The organism is Pseudoalteromonas sp. SG43-3, from assembly GCF_014164385.1.
Lineage (GTDB): Bacteria > Pseudomonadota > Gammaproteobacteria > Enterobacterales > Alteromonadaceae > Pseudoalteromonas > Pseudoalteromonas distincta.
Genome location: NZ_JACJFC010000008.1, coordinates 44,783 through 59,571, shown reverse-complemented (window position 1 = coordinate 59,571; position 14,789 = coordinate 44,783). Strand labels below are relative to the sequence as shown.

Here is a 14,789-nt window from a genome sequence, read left to right as displayed (position 1 = left end):
TTTTGGGCACAAAAAAACACGATAGTGATAAACAAATCGTGTTTTTTTGCCACTTAGGGTTAAGCGAGGGCTTTAACTTCATCCCACAAGCGTGCAACTAATGCCTTGTCTTCTTCGTTAAGCTCGCCGTTGCGATATGCTTTAACTAAGCTTTGCTCTACAGTTTCATTTAGCTCATCTATACTGATTGTCAGCTTTTCTACTTCGGCATAACCAACTGCAAGATCAAAATGACCTCGTAAATAGCCGCCAGCAAATAACTCATCGTCAGTTGCTTTTATTACTAAATCATCGAAGTACTGCTGGGCTGCATCGATATAGTTCACTAAACTCATTTATTAATCTCCTGGTTTTGCAAAGCACCTGTATTTTCAAGGTTTTGGTGCCCTACTGCATACATAATATGGTCGTTAAATCCGGTGGTTACTTTAATATAACCGGTTAATTCATCATCTAATTCGCCATCGCCTGTATCACAAATAAGGGGGCGACCATTAAGCGCTAGTAGTTTTGTTTTTGTTGCTACTACAATAATATTTTCTTTGCCAATTGCGCGTATAAGCAAAGGACTCAATTGCTGGTTACCACGGCCAAATATATGCCCTTGCCCGCCAATGAGCGTAATGACTAACTTAGTACTTTGATCATGTGTAAGCTCAAGCAATTGCTTAGCCGTTAAATCTTGGGCAACTAAGGTTTGATCTTTTATTAAATCAACACCAAGTAACGTATTTTCAAGCCCCATTTCTTCCATTATGGCTTCAACCGTTGAGCCGCTACCCATAATATAAAATGTGTCTTCATCCATTTGCGATACAACATGCGCTGCAATGTCGGCAAGTACGAGTTCGTCGGTTTCTTTACCGCCATTTTTAACCGCTTGCATATAGCGTACTTCGCTAGGTGTTTGCATTTCGCCGTAGCGTTTGGCTTTTACTGTGCCTTGCCTGAAAGCATCTTCATCTATATCCATTACATCTGCATCTGCTAAGGTAACTAACTCCCCCTTAACCAGCATTTCGACTACGCGCCCTGCAGCCTTTGGCGTGATAGCGTAAACACCAGAATGAATTTTACAACCTGCGGGAATACCAAGTACGGGAATGGTATCCTCTATTGCATGGCAAATGTTACGTGCTGTACCGTCGCCTCCGGCAAATAAGACTAAATCAACACCAGAGTTTTTAAGTATTTTTGCGGCTTGTTCTGTGTCATCTGGGGTTGTTATTGCAGAAGTGTTATATACAACCTCTACATTAAAGCCCAAAGCTTTTGCTGTTTGCTCACCCATGTCACCGTTAACAGTGTAAATGGTTAAGCGTTCTTTATAAGGTAATAGCACCTCAAGCGCTGCTTTTGTTCGGCTATTTGCTTTTGGCTCTGCGCCTAACTCTATTGCTTTTTCCGCTGTGTGCGCGCCATCACTGCCTTTTAAAGCGACTGTGCCACCTAAACCTGCTACAGGGTTTACAATTAAGCCTAATTTAAACGCCATTACAAAGCTCCTTTGGGTGTTGCCAATTAAATTGCTGCGCTGTTAAGGGCCACGGTGTATTGTAAAAATCACACACTGCTTTTAAAAGTGACTCTGTACGAGAGTTAAAGCCATTTTCGATTAGCGATAATACCTGTGCATGTACTCGCTGCTGAAAATCAAACCGACACGTTTGCTCGCCGTTTAAGTTATCCACCGACACATTAAAATTAAACCCTGCTGCGGTGCTTAATAACCACTCTATAGCTTGGGGCTTTACTTCTACGTTTTCAAACTCAGCTTGTTTTTGTTTGTCGCGCCCGTCTGGGCAGTACCAGTAGCCGTAATCTTCTAATAACCGACGTGCATCACCGGCCACCAGCCAATGTGCTACTTCATGTAATGCACTGGCATAAAAACCATGCGCAAATACAACTTGGTGATATGGCACCTGCTCTGTTGCTGGTAAATACACAGGCTCACAATCGCCTTTTATCAGTCGTGTATTGTGACTTTGATAAAAAGTGCGCTCAAAAATTGAAATTAGATCAGCTATTTGATGCATAAAAATTGATTAATTCGTCTCGGTTACAGCGCCATATTAGCGCACTAAAAACGAGACGAATTGTACGGGCTTTTACAACTAAAGTAAAAATAAGGCGGGATAGTAAAATATAAGCGGATTAATCTTTCACTTTATTGATATTTTTAATAATACCTAAACAGTAAAGCGTATTGGCAAGTTCTTTACGCTGTGTTTTTTCACTTGAGGTTTTATTGGCTAAGCTAGTTAACATACCGTACCGTTTACGTAGAGTTAGTATATATCTGGCATGCTTACGGCATTCAAAACAACGTGTACAGTGTGAATCGACCCAAAAATCAAGTACCTCAAACCAATATTGCTGCTCTTGAGCAAAAAAAATAAATGCCTTAGAGCAACTTTCGCACTTCTCTTCAATATCAACATAAAGTGCCCGAGGGTCAATGGCATAGTTTTGCTTTTTTATATCTGCCAATATTACCGTATCAGGGAAGTATTTAAGCCTCGAGTAACGCCAGTGCGCATTCTCTATAGCTTCTATTGTCACTGAGGTATTGGTAGTTATCGGTTTATTGCCATACCTTGGGTGATTTAGATACATGAGCTGCCTAGTTTAAACTTATGATTTTAAGGCATAGAACATGCCATATGAAAAACAATAATTATAAAGGCGTTCCTGCTTCATCACACTCTACAATATCGGTTTCGGTTAATGCCTGAGTGATCCATACTTGTAATACTGGGCAACGCATAACAAAGTCACAATATTGTTGCGCCTCTGGCGATAACGTAATTTGATATGTTTTTAAACGCAATACAATAGGTACGTACATAGCATCAGCAATACTAAAGTCACCAAAAAACCACTCATTTGGAAACACATCTTGTTGCTGTGCAAATATCTCGTCTATACGGGCTATGTCTTTTAATGCTTCGCTCGATAGGTCTACTTTACGGGTAGCTCTTATATTCATTGGCATTTCACTGCGCAGCGCCATAAAGCCTGAATGCATTTCAGCGCTTAGCGCACGCGCTTTAGCTCTTTGGGTAATATATTTTGGCCATGCAGCGCCCGATAAGTAAGCATCGTTAATATATTCACAAATTGCTAGTGAATCCCAAACCTGTAAATCACCATCGATTAACGCTGGAACTTTTTGCACAGCAAAGGTCTTTTTTAGTTCATTGTAAAAATTAGGGGTGTCGAGTACCAGCTGGGTTTCACTAAACTCAACATCAAACCTACTCATTAAATACCATGCGCGTAATGACCAGCTGGAGTAGTTTTTATTACCGATGAATAATTGCATATTGTAAATACCAAAGTGAATAGACGCTCCTACCTTACTAGGTGATTTAACAACCAACAACATTTTGTTTAAAGTCTCTTTGCTAACTGTTACTTAAAGCTATTAATTACTCACTTAACTGCTTGTTTAAATGTTTTTTTAATAGTTGTGTATTACGCGTATTAGCTTTAAAAAACGCATCAAATATATCGCCAAAAAATGGCACTAAGCCGCCCACAAAATCTATGAGCATATTAATGATCATCTTAGTCTTTATACGTTTACTCACACCTAAACACTGCGCTTCTATAAGCACATAGCTTGATAAAATTAGCCCTGCGGCATCACCTATAACGGGAATTAAACCAATCACAGCCTCTAGGCCTATATTAAATTTAGTAAAAGGAATACCAATGCTGCTATCCGTTAACTTACTGAAACGTTCTAAGCGGGCTATTGCAGCCTGGGCTTTTATTTGTGAGTGTTCATTAATATTATCGTTCATGATTACTACCCTCCTTCTTGCAGTATATAGGACCTACTTGAACAACTCCTGAAAGGCTTTAAACTAAATTACAGACATAAAAAAACGCGGTAATCCGCGTTTTTTATAATTATAAATACTTAAACAGAGCCGTTAATTGGGCCGTGCTGATGATTTACATGCGGATTTTGTCCGCGTTGACGCAGTAAATGGTCCATTAATGTAATAGCCATCATTGCCTCAGCAATCGGGATTGCACGAATACCCACACACGGATCGTGACGACCTTTAGTGATCATCTCAACCGCTTCGTTGCTTGTATTAATGCTGTTACCTGGAATAGTAATGCTCGACGTTGGCTTAAGCGCAATAGAAGCAATAATATCTTGCCCTGTCGAAATACCCGCAAGTACGCCACCTGCATGATTTGATGTAAAACCCTCAGGGGTTAGTTCATCACGATGCTCAGAGCCTTTTTGCTCAACTACGTCAAAGCCATCACCAATTTCAACGCCTTTAACAGCGTTAATACTCATTAATGAATGTGCAAGTTCGGCGTCAAGACGGTCAAATACTGGCTCTCCAAGACCAACAGGTACATTGCTTGCCACTACTTTTACTTTAGCGCCAACTGAGTCACCTTGCTTTTTAAGGTCACGCATATATTCGTCAAGCGCTTCAAGCTTACTTGCATCAGGGAAGAAGAATAAGTTATTTTCCACTTCATCCCAGTCAAACGTTTCCGCCTTAATAGGGCCAAGCTGACTTAAACATGCTTTAACTTCAATCCCATGAAATTGCTTTAAGTATTTTTTAGCAATAGCACCTGCCGCTACGCGTATCGCGGTTTCGCGTGCAGATGAACGACCGCCACCGCGATAATCGCGCAAGCCGTACTTATGCCAATACGTGTAATCGCCATGACCTGGGCGAAATACATCTTTAATTTTGCCGTAATCTTGCGAGCGTTGATCGGTATTTTCAATCAATAAACCAATGCTGGTACCTGTGGTTTTACCTTCAAAAACGCCTGCTAATATTTTTATTTGATCGCTTTCACGGCGCTGCGTTGTGTAACGGCTTTGGCCTGGTTTTCGGCGATCTAAATCAATTTGTAAGTCGGCCTCTGTGATTTCAAGACCTGCGGGAGTACCATCAACAACGCCGCCTAATGCAACGCCGTGGCTCTCACCAAAGGTGGACACTTTAAATAACTGCCCAATGCTATTACCTGCCATTAACTTTCCTCATTCCTAATGACTACCAATAGCCAAGCACAGGGCTTGGCTATTCATTTTTTACTTATTTTGCAAAATACTCATCTAGCTGCTTTTTACTAATTACAAATACACCTAAGCCGCCTTGTTCAAATTCAATCCATTCAAACGGCGCGCCCGGATACAGTGCATCCATATGTACCATAGAGTTACCAACTTCTACAAATAACAAACCGTTATCAGTTAGATGTTCACTCGCTTCGCTCAATATAGTACGGGTTACATCTAAACCATCGTGGCCTGATGCAAGCCCAAGCTCTGGCTCATGATGAAATTCGCGTGGTAAGTCAGCCATATCTTCTGCATCAACATACGGTGGGTTTGCTACTATAAGGTCGTATTTTTGACCTGGTACACCGCTAAATACATCAGACTGAATCGGTAACACGCGATCACTCAACATGTAATCGTTAATGTTAATGTCTGTGACTTCAAGCGCTTCATACGATATATCTACCGCATCAACTTGTGCCTGCTCAAAAGCTTGCGCAAGTGCAATTGCGATACAACCCGAACCCGTACATAAATCTAATATACGGTTTACCGATTGTGGCTCTTCAAGCCACGGCGTAAAGCGGTTACTAATAAGCTCGGCAAATGGTGAGCGAGGTATAAGTACACGTTCATCAACATAAAACGGCATACCCGCAAACCATGCAATGTTTGTTAAGTAAGGTACTGGTGTGCAGTCGTTAATACGTTCTGCAATAAGACCCGCAAGTCGGTTTTTTTCTGTGCTTGTTAAACGCGCGTGCATTAATTCTTTTGGCGCATCAACAGGCAAGCTAAGCGCAGGCAGTAATAAGCTTACAGCTTCATCCCATGCGTTATCTGTACCGTGTCCAAAAAATATACTACTACTTGCAAATTGGCTTGTAGTCCAACGTAACCAGTCATGTAAAGTTGACAGTTCTGCAACGGCTTCTTCGAGTGTTGCTTCTTCTATTTGTAAATCGCTCATATATTTTTACCTGTATTAGCTTACTGACTGTTTTGAGTCTTTAAGACGATTGCATTGCCTATCTGCGCTGGGCAAATTACAATTGCCCCTCATTTAAGTATTGTACCGCCTTTTGCGCTGCGTTTTTACGTTTTTTTGTTTAGGTAATAGTTATGAAAAAAGACACTCCATCACATTCGTCCCTAAGCAATGACGACATAAGCTTATTTCGTCAAACGATCACAGGCGCCAAAGTATTTAAACAAGATACTCATCGTTTTGATACAAAGCCTAAGGTGTCACAAGCTAAGCAATTTGCCCAGCAAAAAAAGCAGGCTCAATCTGAATTTTTCTTCTCAGACGTTTATATTCCCGATATAGACACCCACGGCACGGTTAAATATGTAAAACCTGGCCAAGATACTTTCCTAGCTAAACAGCTTCGCCGTGGTGACTTTGCACCCGATTTGACGCTAGATTTACATGGCTTAAATAAAGAACTTGCTAAAGACGAACTCGCTGGACTCATTCACGAATGTAAAAAGCAGCATTATTATTGTGCATGTGTAGTGCACGGTATTGGTGGCGGCGTACTAAAGCACAAAGTGCCTCAGTACTTAGTACAGCACCCTGACGTAATAGCGATGCACCAAGCCCCTCTCGAATATGGTGGAAGAGGCGCTGTACTTATTTTAATTAATTTACCGCAAAGTGATGAATTTAGACGCTAACTTTAGCCATTACTAGGATGTAACTACGTGCATATTTTTTCAATTATTTTTCCGCTCATTTTTATTGTTGCGCTGGGTTATAGCTGCTGCCGATTAAAATTTTTCGACAAGCAGCATATCGCAGGCCTGAGTAAGTTTACTTTTTATATTAGTTTGCCTGCTTTTTTATTATTAAATATGTCGCAAATTAACTTACAGCAAAGTATTAGCCTTTTTGCATTTTTGAGCTTTTACATACCTGTTTTGAGTGTATTTGGGGTGGGTATATTAATTGATCGCTTTTATTTAAGTAAAAAACATTTAAAAAACTACCAACAACACGGTGTATTTGGACTTGCTTCTAGCTATTCAAATATGGTGTTAGTGGGTATTCCTATTGTTATTGCCTCGCTTGGCAAAGAAATGATAGCCATTGCATTTATGATCATTACTTTTCATAGCACATTGTTATTTGCACTTACATTTTTAATAGGCGCTAAAGGTAGCAGCGATAAATTTTCGTGGTCGCACTTTGGAAAAAGTATGGTACTAAATCCTATTGTACTGAGTATTGGGTGCGGGCTTATATTAAACATATTAGGAGTTACACTGTTTACCGACTTAGCAAATAGTTTGGAGCTATTAGCTAAACCAGCAATTGCCTGTGCGCTATTTGTACTTGGTGCTAATTTAGCTTTTTATAAAATAGCTGCAAATTGGCAACCGGCGTTAATAGCATCAATTTTAAAAATATTTTTATTGCCTGCGCTAGTTTTATTGGTAGGCACCTATGTATTTAAGCTAGACACGCAAATACTTAATGTATTGGTACTTTTAAGTGCGTCCCCTGTTGGCGTAAATGCTTATCTTATTGCGACTCAAATAAAGCAGCATGAAGCTACTCTTGCTGGGGCTGTCGTACTTTCTACTATCTTAAGTGTTATTAGCTTTACGTTTTGGCTAGCTTTATTACTTTAGCTTACAAACCGCCGGCTACATCAACAAAGCTACCCGTTGTAAAAGAAGCGTGCTCTGAAGCTAAAAAGTAAATTGCTGCAGCAACTTCCTCGGGTGTACCGCCTCTGCCAAGGGGTAATTTACTTTTAAGACGATCGACTCGATTTTTTTCACCGCCATCGCTATGCATATCAGTGTAAATAAGCCCTGGTCTAACCGAGTTAACTCGAATACCTTTACTTGCCACCTCTTTTGCCAAGCCAATAGTAAATGTGTCCATTGCACCTTTAGATGCTGCATAATCAATGTACTCATTAGGAGAGCCCGTTTTAGCGGCCCCCGATGAAACATTAACAATACTACCGCCATTTCCCATTCGCTTTATTGCCTCTCGGCTACATAAAAAAGCACTGGTAATATTTGTAGTCAAAACTTCGTTTATGCGCTTAGCACTCATTTCTAACAAGGGCATTTGTGGTTTTAAAATACCGGCGTTATTTATTAGTACATCAAGTTGGCTAAATTCTTTATCAATAAAATCAAACAACGCCAAAACATCTGCCTCTTTCGATACATCTGCTTTTATAACTTGAGCTCTAACGCCAAAGCTTCTTACTTGATCGGCTACTAGCTTCGCACTAGCTAAATCAGCTTTATAATTAATGCAAACATCATAACCATGCTTTGCAAAATATAGTGCGGTAGCTGCGCCAATACCTCGGCTAGAGCCTGTGATAAGTACAACGGGGGAGCGATTCATTAAAGCTATTATTCTTTTAAAGCTGCAACTACTGAAATTTCAACAAGTAGTGCTTCACGTGCCATTTTAGCTTCCACACAGGCACGTGCTGGTGCATAACCCTCGGGTACCCATGCATCCCATACTGCATTCATATCAGCAAAGTATTCCATGCTCTTTACATAAATAGTCGCGCTAAGCATATGTTCTTTTGAACTCCCTGTTTCATCAAGCAGCGCCTCTACTTTATCAAGCATAGTTTGAGTTTGCTCTTTAATACCTTTTTGCGCGTCGGCGCATACCTGCCCACATAAATACACAGTGCCATTATGTTTTACTATGCGGCTCATGCGCGCACCTGTTTGTAAGCGTTCTATCGTCATAATACTTTTCTCAATTATTTAAAGGTTTTCTGGGGCATTTATACTTATATAACTACTACGCTGGGTTTGCTCATCATAACTAATAACAGCAACAGCACCTGTATTAAAAATTGGCATATTACCAGGGCTTAATTGATCCACTAAATAACTTACAATAGGCATGTGTGCCACTATAAGCCATGTATTGCATTGGGGATGAGTAGCAATAAGCGTTTCAAGATAGTCAGCAGCAATTTGAGGTTTGCCTTCGGGGATAATATCGGACGTGGTTTCGCTAAATTTAAATACGTTATTTTTAGCTACACCTGCAGCTGTTTGCTGTGCACGAATGTAAGGACTAACTAACAGTGCATCAGGGCAATGTGCTTTACTGAGCCAAAGGCCCATTTTTTCAGCTTCATCGTGCCCTGCTTGGGTTAAATTTCTACCTGCATCATCAGCCTGCATGGGTGTTGCTTCGCCGTGGCGCATTATTAGGATTGTTTTCATAAAAAATCAACCGATTAAAGAATATAAAACAGTAGCCAGTTTGCCCATTTGTCAGCTATATTAACAACATAAATCTATTTATTTCTAAATAATTCTTTCATGAGATTCAGGTAAATCTTTAAGCTGTATTTCGCTTTCCTGAAGCCATCATCTGTTGTTAACAAGTAAACGTTTAGTTTCAGGAGCATCATTTGAATATCAGCCGCAATGATAACAGAGCATACCGCGCCTTTACACTGGACAATGGTCTAAAAGTACTATTAGTGCAAGATAAAGATTCTACAAAAGCGGCAGCATCAATGGCAGTTAACGCCGGGCATTTTGACGATCCTCTTGATAGGCAAGGCCTAGCACACTTTTTAGAGCACATGCTTTTTTTAGGCACAGACCAATACCCAGATTCAGGCAGTTTTAATAATTTTGTTTCGCAAGCTGGCGGGAACACTAATGCGTGGACTGGCACTGAGCATACCTGTTACTTTTTTGATATTAATAACCAAGAATTTGAACAGGCGCTTACCCAATTTAGCCGTTTTTTTATTGCGCCACTTTTAAATTCAGCCGAAACAGAAAAAGAACGCAACGCAATTGAAGCCGAGTTTAAACTAAAAATAAAAGACGATGGTCGCCGTATTTATCAAGCCCACAAAGAAACGGTAAATCCAGCTCATCCATTTGCTAAATTTTCTGTAGGAAACCTACAAACCTTAGCTGACAGAGAGCGCTGTATTAGTGATGAGCTTCGCGACTTTTTTAATAGTCAGTACCAAGCTCAGTGGATGACTTTAGTTATTTGCGCAAACGAAACATTAAACACACTACAAAGCTGGGCACAAACTTACTTTGGCGCAATTAAGGGTAATAAAAACCTCAAAAAGCCAGAGATCAGTGAGCCACTCTATCGCAAACAAGACATAGGAAAAATACTTCATATTGAGCCGCATAAGCATATGCAAAAACTTATCATAAGTTTTGCTATGCCTAATATTGACGACTTTTATCGCCACAAAACAGTGAGTTTTATTGCCCATTTACTTGGCTATGAAGGCGCGGGTTCTCTTTATTCTATTTTAAAAGAGCAAGGCTGGATAAACGCGCTTTCTGCTGGCGGTGGTATTAATGGCAGCAACTTTAAAGACTTTAATATTAGTTTAGCGCTTACCGATGAAGGTATTGAATACTTCGAAGACATTATTGAAATGGTGTTTGAATACATTTGCTTAATTAACGATAACACCGAAAAATTGCCGCGCTTATACCAAGATAAAAAAAATCTATTACAAATAGCATTCGATAACCAAGAAAAGTCACGCTTGATTGATTGGGTCAGTAATTTAAGCATTAATATGCAGCATTACGACGAAGCAAATTACGTGCAAGGCGACTATTTAATGGAAGGCTTTAAAAAAGCGACCCACGAAATGGCCATGCAGTGGTTAACGCCACATAATATGCGCATCGTACTTATACATCCAGATGTAGAGCCTGAACATAAAACCGCATGGTACAACACACCATATAAAGTAGAACATATTTCACCTAATTGGCTTGATGCACTTAGCGAGATAAATAAACCGCTGAGCGAAATGCTGCTGCCTACCGCTAATCCTTATTTGACAAAAGAAGTGGTGTTATTTGATGTCATAAAACCACAAACAAAACCCGAGTTATTAGTAAAAGAACCCGGTTTTGACTTTTGGTTTAAACAAGACAACACATTTCGTGTTGCTAAAGGTCATTTTTATTTGGCCATGGATTCTGATTTTGCCGTAAAAGATGTAAAGCATATGGCACTCACCCGCTTATTTACAGATTTATTTATGGATAGCGTAGGCGAGCAATTTTATCCTGCAGAACTTGCAGGACTTAGCTACCACTTAACCTCGCATCAAGGTGGATTAACTCTACATACCGCTGGGCTTTCATCCAGTCAGTTAGAGCTTGTTGATCAATTAATAGATGCTTTATTTAATGTAGAAATTTGTGCAAAACGCTTTGCTGAATATAAAAAACAACTTGTAAGGCATTGGCGCAATAGCAACCAAAACAAACCAGTCAGTGAGTTATTTAGTATTTTAGGCGCAAAAATAATGCCTTGGAACCCTCAACCTGGGGAGCTTGCATCGGCATTAAAAAACACCTGTTTTCAGCAATTTAATGAGTTCAGAACAGACTTTTTTAAAGCACTACATGTTGAATCATTTTTACATGGTAACTGGCAGCAAAGTGATGCATTAGCCTTTCAAAAAAAGGTCGCCGAACACCTAAAAAACGCAGCCATAATTGAAGATTTAAGACGCCCCCTTTTTGAAATTAAAAAAGTAACTCGCTACGAGTTAGAACTTCCTTGTAGCGACCATGCCATGGTAGTTTACTATCAGGCACAAACGGATTGCGTGGCCGAAAAAGTAAAAATGATGGCGTTAAATCATTTAATTAATCAAGATTACTTTAACGAATTACGAACAACACAACAGCTAGGTTATTTAGTGGGCGCAGGTTATGCACCTTTTAATACTCGTGCTGGAATAGCATTTTATGTGCAGTCACCTAAGTTTGATGCAAAAACATTATTGCATCGTCATAACAGCTTTATTAAAAAATACCTTGATAACATTGATGCACTTGATGAAAACGATTGGCAACAGCAAAAACATGGCCTTAGTACTCATATTGCAGAAAAAGATAAAAACTTGCGCCTGCGCTCACAACGGTTATGGCTTGCTATTGGTAACAGAGATCACGAATTTCATATGCAGCAGCGACTTTTAGATGCCCTAAACGCACTAACACTAAGAGAAGTAAAAGTTTATGCACTAAGCCTATTTGATGATAATAGACCAAGATATGAGCTTTTAAGCTCGGCGAAAGTCAGTAAATCTCAAAATATGCCCGTTTACTCTCAATCTCTTTGACTCTAGGTTTAGCTTGTTTTAAATTATCATTTGTAAATTAGAAGTAATCAAAAAATGATAAAAACAATAATAAAACTAAGCATGCTTGTAGTACTTGCTTACTCATTTGAGCTTTTTGCCTTTGAGTCATCACTTAATTACAACTCAGACAATATACTTATACTAGCAAGCGCCATTATATCGCTTGCTTTGCCCTACCTGTTATTTGTAATCCATAAACTTAGACGTTCACGCCGCCAACTTCGACTTTCGGAAAAACGCCTTAAAAGTACCGTAGAAGGTAGCGGCGATACACTTTGGGACTGGAACATAAAAACAGGCGAAGTTATTCGTATTAACGATAAGTATTTAATGGACTCAACTACGTTAATGGGGTTTCCACCAAATAAAGGCCTTATCCATCCTCACGATATTAATAACGTTGAGCACTTGCTAAAAGTGCACTTTGCAGAGCAGTCTGCTTTTTTTGAAGCCACCTACCGAATCAAAGATACTTTTGGTCGTTGGCACTGGGTGCTCGATCGCGGAAAAATAATTGAAAAAGACGCCAACTTATCCCCCCTTAGAATGACAGGTACCGTTCGCGATATATCACAGTTAAAATCAACTGAAGAGCGCTTAAACCTTTTTGCAAAATGTGTTGAGTCGCTTACTGACGCCTTAGCAATTTACGATAAAAACTTTAAACTGGTTGATATAAACCCTAGCTTTTTAACCTTGTTTGGTGGCGTACGCGAACAATACTTAGGAAAAGATTTTAGCCTATCTGGGTATGAGCCAAGCTACACAAACAGAATTATTGAAATAGTAAAAGAGCGCGAACATATTCAACAAGAAGTGAAGCTTCGTAATAGTGAGCGTATTTTATTACCGATAGAAATATCCATAGATGAAATTAAAAACGATCAAAATCAAATAACTAATTATGTCGTTGTATATTCAGATTTAACAGAGCGTAAAAAAGCAGAATCGCAATTACATAACTTATCGAATCGAGATCGCACAACCAGTCTGCCTAACCGAAATTTATTTTTTACTGATTTGCATAAACTAGTAAAACTCAATTCGCATCACGCCTTGCTTGTATTCGATTTAGATAACTTTAAAAAAATAAATGACTCGTTAGGACATCAGCTAGGTGACAGCTTATTAGCTAAACTAGCAATGCGCTTAAATAAACTAACCCGCGAAAATGATGTGTTTTATCGTTTAGGCGGCGATGAGTTTGCTCTGGTAATGTCTGACACTAACGACATACATGTAATTACACGCATGGCTAAACAGTTTTTAGCAGCCATTGCTACACCATTTAAAATGGCAGGCCACGAACTGGCAATCACCTCAAGTGTAGGTATTGTATTATTCCCTGAAGACGGTAATACGCCTGAACTGCTTTTAAAAAATGCAGATACCGCCATGTATCATGCTAAAAAGAAAGGTAACAGCTACTTATTTTTTAACGACACGATGAACCGTCAAGCCGTTAAACGACTGCAAATTGAAAACCTCATGCGCTTTGGTTTAAAAGAAGACCATTTTGAAGTGTACTACCAACCAAAAATGAATATTCGCACAGGCAAGCTAACCGGAATGGAAGCATTAGTGCGCTTTATTACACCCAAAAAAGGCATTATTAGTCCGGGAGTTTTTATACCTATAGCCGAGGAAACGGGCCAAATAATTGAAATTGGTGAGGTGGTATTAAACAAAGCCTGCAGAGACGTAAAAGAATGGCTAGATAGCGGTTTATTTAGCGGCCGAGTAGCTGTCAACTTATCAGCAAAGCAATTTAGTCTCCCCGATTTAACCTCTCGTATTGACGTTATTTTGCAAAAAAATGAATTACCTTCTTACTTTTTAGAGCTTGAAATAACAGAAGGTACTGTAATGGATGACCCTAAAGAAGCCATTGCAATTATGCGTTCGTTAAGTGCCCGAGGTATTCATTTAGCAATGGATGATTTTGGTACTGGTTATTCATCATTAGCGTATTTAAAGCAATTTCCGCTTAATACACTTAAAGTAGATAAAGCATTTATAGATGACATGACCAACGAACGTGGCCGTAATATGGTCGACTCAATAGTCACTATTGCGCATAACCTTGATTTACATGTAGTAGCTGAAGGTGTAGAACAAGCCCATCAAATTGATATACTCAAAAAGCTTAATTGCGAAACAGTACAAGGTTATTATTATTCCAAGCCACTATCAAAAAGTGAATTTACTGAATTTTTAAAGCAGCAACAAACTAAAGCAGCCCCAAGCTTAATTAGAAAAAATAAAAATGTGGCGTCGATAAATTAAGGGCGCCATATACACGCATTTATTCCTACATTTCTAACTAAAGCACGACGATAATGTAGATTAAACAAGCACCAGGCTACTGGTCCAAATAAACCGCCTAAAATCAGCCATCGTTTAATTGGCATGCCTTTTTTAATGGTTTCTAAATACATTAAAGCTATAAATGCACTGCTTAGTAAAACTATAAACAAAGCTCCCCCTTAAAGTTGCTCAAAAATACGGCGCTTATTCTAACGCTAACGTGATTAAATTTAAAGCAACAAATCCCCGCGCGCAAAAAA

General features: G+C 39.4%; 16 protein-coding genes. 4 read left to right on the top strand and 12 right to left on the bottom strand.

Annotated elements, in window-relative coordinates; all coding sequences use genetic code 11:
- Positions 1-59: 59 nt before the first annotated feature.
- The 8 genes from H5157_RS09140 to prmB all read right to left on the bottom strand — a co-directional run bounded on the left by H5157_RS09140 (position 60) and on the right by prmB (position 6,029).
- Positions 60-335 carry a YfcL family protein gene (locus H5157_RS09140; RefSeq protein ID WP_024596509.1) on the bottom strand — a complete coding sequence of 92 codons (276 nt, stop codon included), beginning with the start codon at positions 333-335 and terminating at the stop codon, positions 60-62.
- Positions 332-1,495: an ATP-NAD kinase family protein gene (locus H5157_RS09135; protein ID WP_182724572.1), complete on the bottom strand. Its 1,164-nt coding sequence runs from the start codon at positions 1,493-1,495 to the stop codon at positions 332-334. Before H5157_RS09135 ends, H5157_RS09140 begins: the two co-directional genes overlap by 4 nt.
- The gene (locus tag H5157_RS09130) at positions 1,485-2,039 is read right to left on the bottom strand and encodes an elongation factor P hydroxylase (RefSeq protein ID WP_182693395.1); all 555 of its coding nucleotides are present in this window, start codon (positions 2,037-2,039) and stop codon (positions 1,485-1,487) included. The genes H5157_RS09135 and H5157_RS09130 overlap by 11 nt, the downstream gene beginning before the upstream one ends.
- A gap of 118 nt (positions 2,040-2,157) precedes the next feature.
- Entirely contained in the window at positions 2,158-2,619 is a 462-nt protein-coding gene (locus tag H5157_RS09125; protein WP_182724571.1) for a zinc-ribbon domain containing protein, read from the bottom strand.
- Positions 2,620-2,680: 61 nt separating this feature from the next.
- A complete protein-coding gene (locus tag H5157_RS09120; protein WP_182724570.1) occupies positions 2,681-3,328 on the bottom strand; it encodes a glutathione S-transferase family protein in 648 nt (215 codons plus the stop codon).
- Positions 3,329-3,434: 106 nt separating this feature from the next.
- Positions 3,435-3,812, bottom strand: a complete 378-nt coding sequence (locus H5157_RS09115) for a DUF4112 domain-containing protein (RefSeq protein WP_182724569.1) — start codon at positions 3,810-3,812, stop codon at positions 3,435-3,437.
- Positions 3,813-3,931: 119 nt separating this feature from the next.
- Positions 3,932-5,029 carry a chorismate synthase gene (aroC, locus tag H5157_RS09110; RefSeq protein WP_002962170.1) on the bottom strand — a complete coding sequence of 366 codons (1,098 nt, stop codon included), beginning with the start codon at positions 5,027-5,029 and terminating at the stop codon, positions 3,932-3,934.
- Between the two features lie 64 nt (positions 5,030-5,093).
- Complete coding sequence (prmB, locus tag H5157_RS09105) at positions 5,094-6,029, bottom strand: 50S ribosomal protein L3 N(5)-glutamine methyltransferase (RefSeq protein ID WP_007377743.1); 936 nt, start codon at positions 6,027-6,029, stop codon at positions 5,094-5,096.
- Positions 6,030-6,181: 152 nt separating this feature from the next.
- On the opposite strand from prmB, the gene smrB reads away from it, so the two are divergent.
- Positions 6,182-6,739, top strand: coding sequence for an endonuclease SmrB (gene smrB, locus H5157_RS09100; RefSeq protein WP_007377742.1), 558 nt, complete (start codon positions 6,182-6,184; stop codon positions 6,737-6,739).
- Between the two features lie 27 nt (positions 6,740-6,766).
- On the top strand, positions 6,767-7,696 hold the full coding sequence (locus tag H5157_RS09095) for an AEC family transporter (RefSeq protein WP_024596734.1): 930 nt from the start codon (positions 6,767-6,769) through the stop codon (positions 7,694-7,696).
- Position 7,697: 1 nt separating this feature from the next.
- Here the strand turns inward: H5157_RS09095 and H5157_RS09090 are convergent, their stop codons facing one another.
- The 3 genes from H5157_RS09090 to sixA are packed head-to-tail and all read right to left on the bottom strand — an operon-like array spanning position 7,698 to position 9,286.
- Positions 7,698-8,435 carry an SDR family oxidoreductase gene (locus H5157_RS09090; RefSeq protein ID WP_024596735.1) on the bottom strand — a complete coding sequence of 246 codons (738 nt, stop codon included), beginning with the start codon at positions 8,433-8,435 and terminating at the stop codon, positions 7,698-7,700.
- Between the two features lie 8 nt (positions 8,436-8,443).
- Positions 8,444-8,797, bottom strand: a complete 354-nt coding sequence (locus H5157_RS09085) for a RidA family protein (protein ID WP_182724568.1) — start codon at positions 8,795-8,797, stop codon at positions 8,444-8,446.
- Between the two features lie 18 nt (positions 8,798-8,815).
- Complete coding sequence (sixA, locus tag H5157_RS09080; protein ID WP_024593905.1) at positions 8,816-9,286, bottom strand: phosphohistidine phosphatase SixA; 471 nt, start codon at positions 9,284-9,286, stop codon at positions 8,816-8,818.
- A gap of 191 nt (positions 9,287-9,477) precedes the next feature.
- Between sixA and H5157_RS09075 the strand changes: the two genes are divergently transcribed.
- Both H5157_RS09075 and H5157_RS09070 read left to right on the top strand, forming a co-directional pair.
- A complete protein-coding gene (locus H5157_RS09075; RefSeq protein WP_182695806.1) occupies positions 9,478-12,201 on the top strand; it encodes an insulinase family protein in 2,724 nt (907 codons plus the stop codon).
- Positions 12,202-12,255: 54 nt separating this feature from the next.
- Positions 12,256-14,508, top strand: coding sequence for an EAL domain-containing protein (locus H5157_RS09070; RefSeq protein ID WP_154903373.1), 2,253 nt, complete (start codon positions 12,256-12,258; stop codon positions 14,506-14,508).
- On the opposite strand, the gene H5157_RS09065 is transcribed toward H5157_RS09070, so the two are convergent.
- Positions 14,505-14,699 carry a hypothetical protein gene (locus H5157_RS09065; protein ID WP_182695843.1) on the bottom strand — a complete coding sequence of 65 codons (195 nt, stop codon included), beginning with the start codon at positions 14,697-14,699 and terminating at the stop codon, positions 14,505-14,507. The two genes, H5157_RS09070 and H5157_RS09065, sit on opposite strands and share 4 nt — an antisense overlap.
- Between the last annotated feature and the right edge of the window lie 90 nt (positions 14,700-14,789).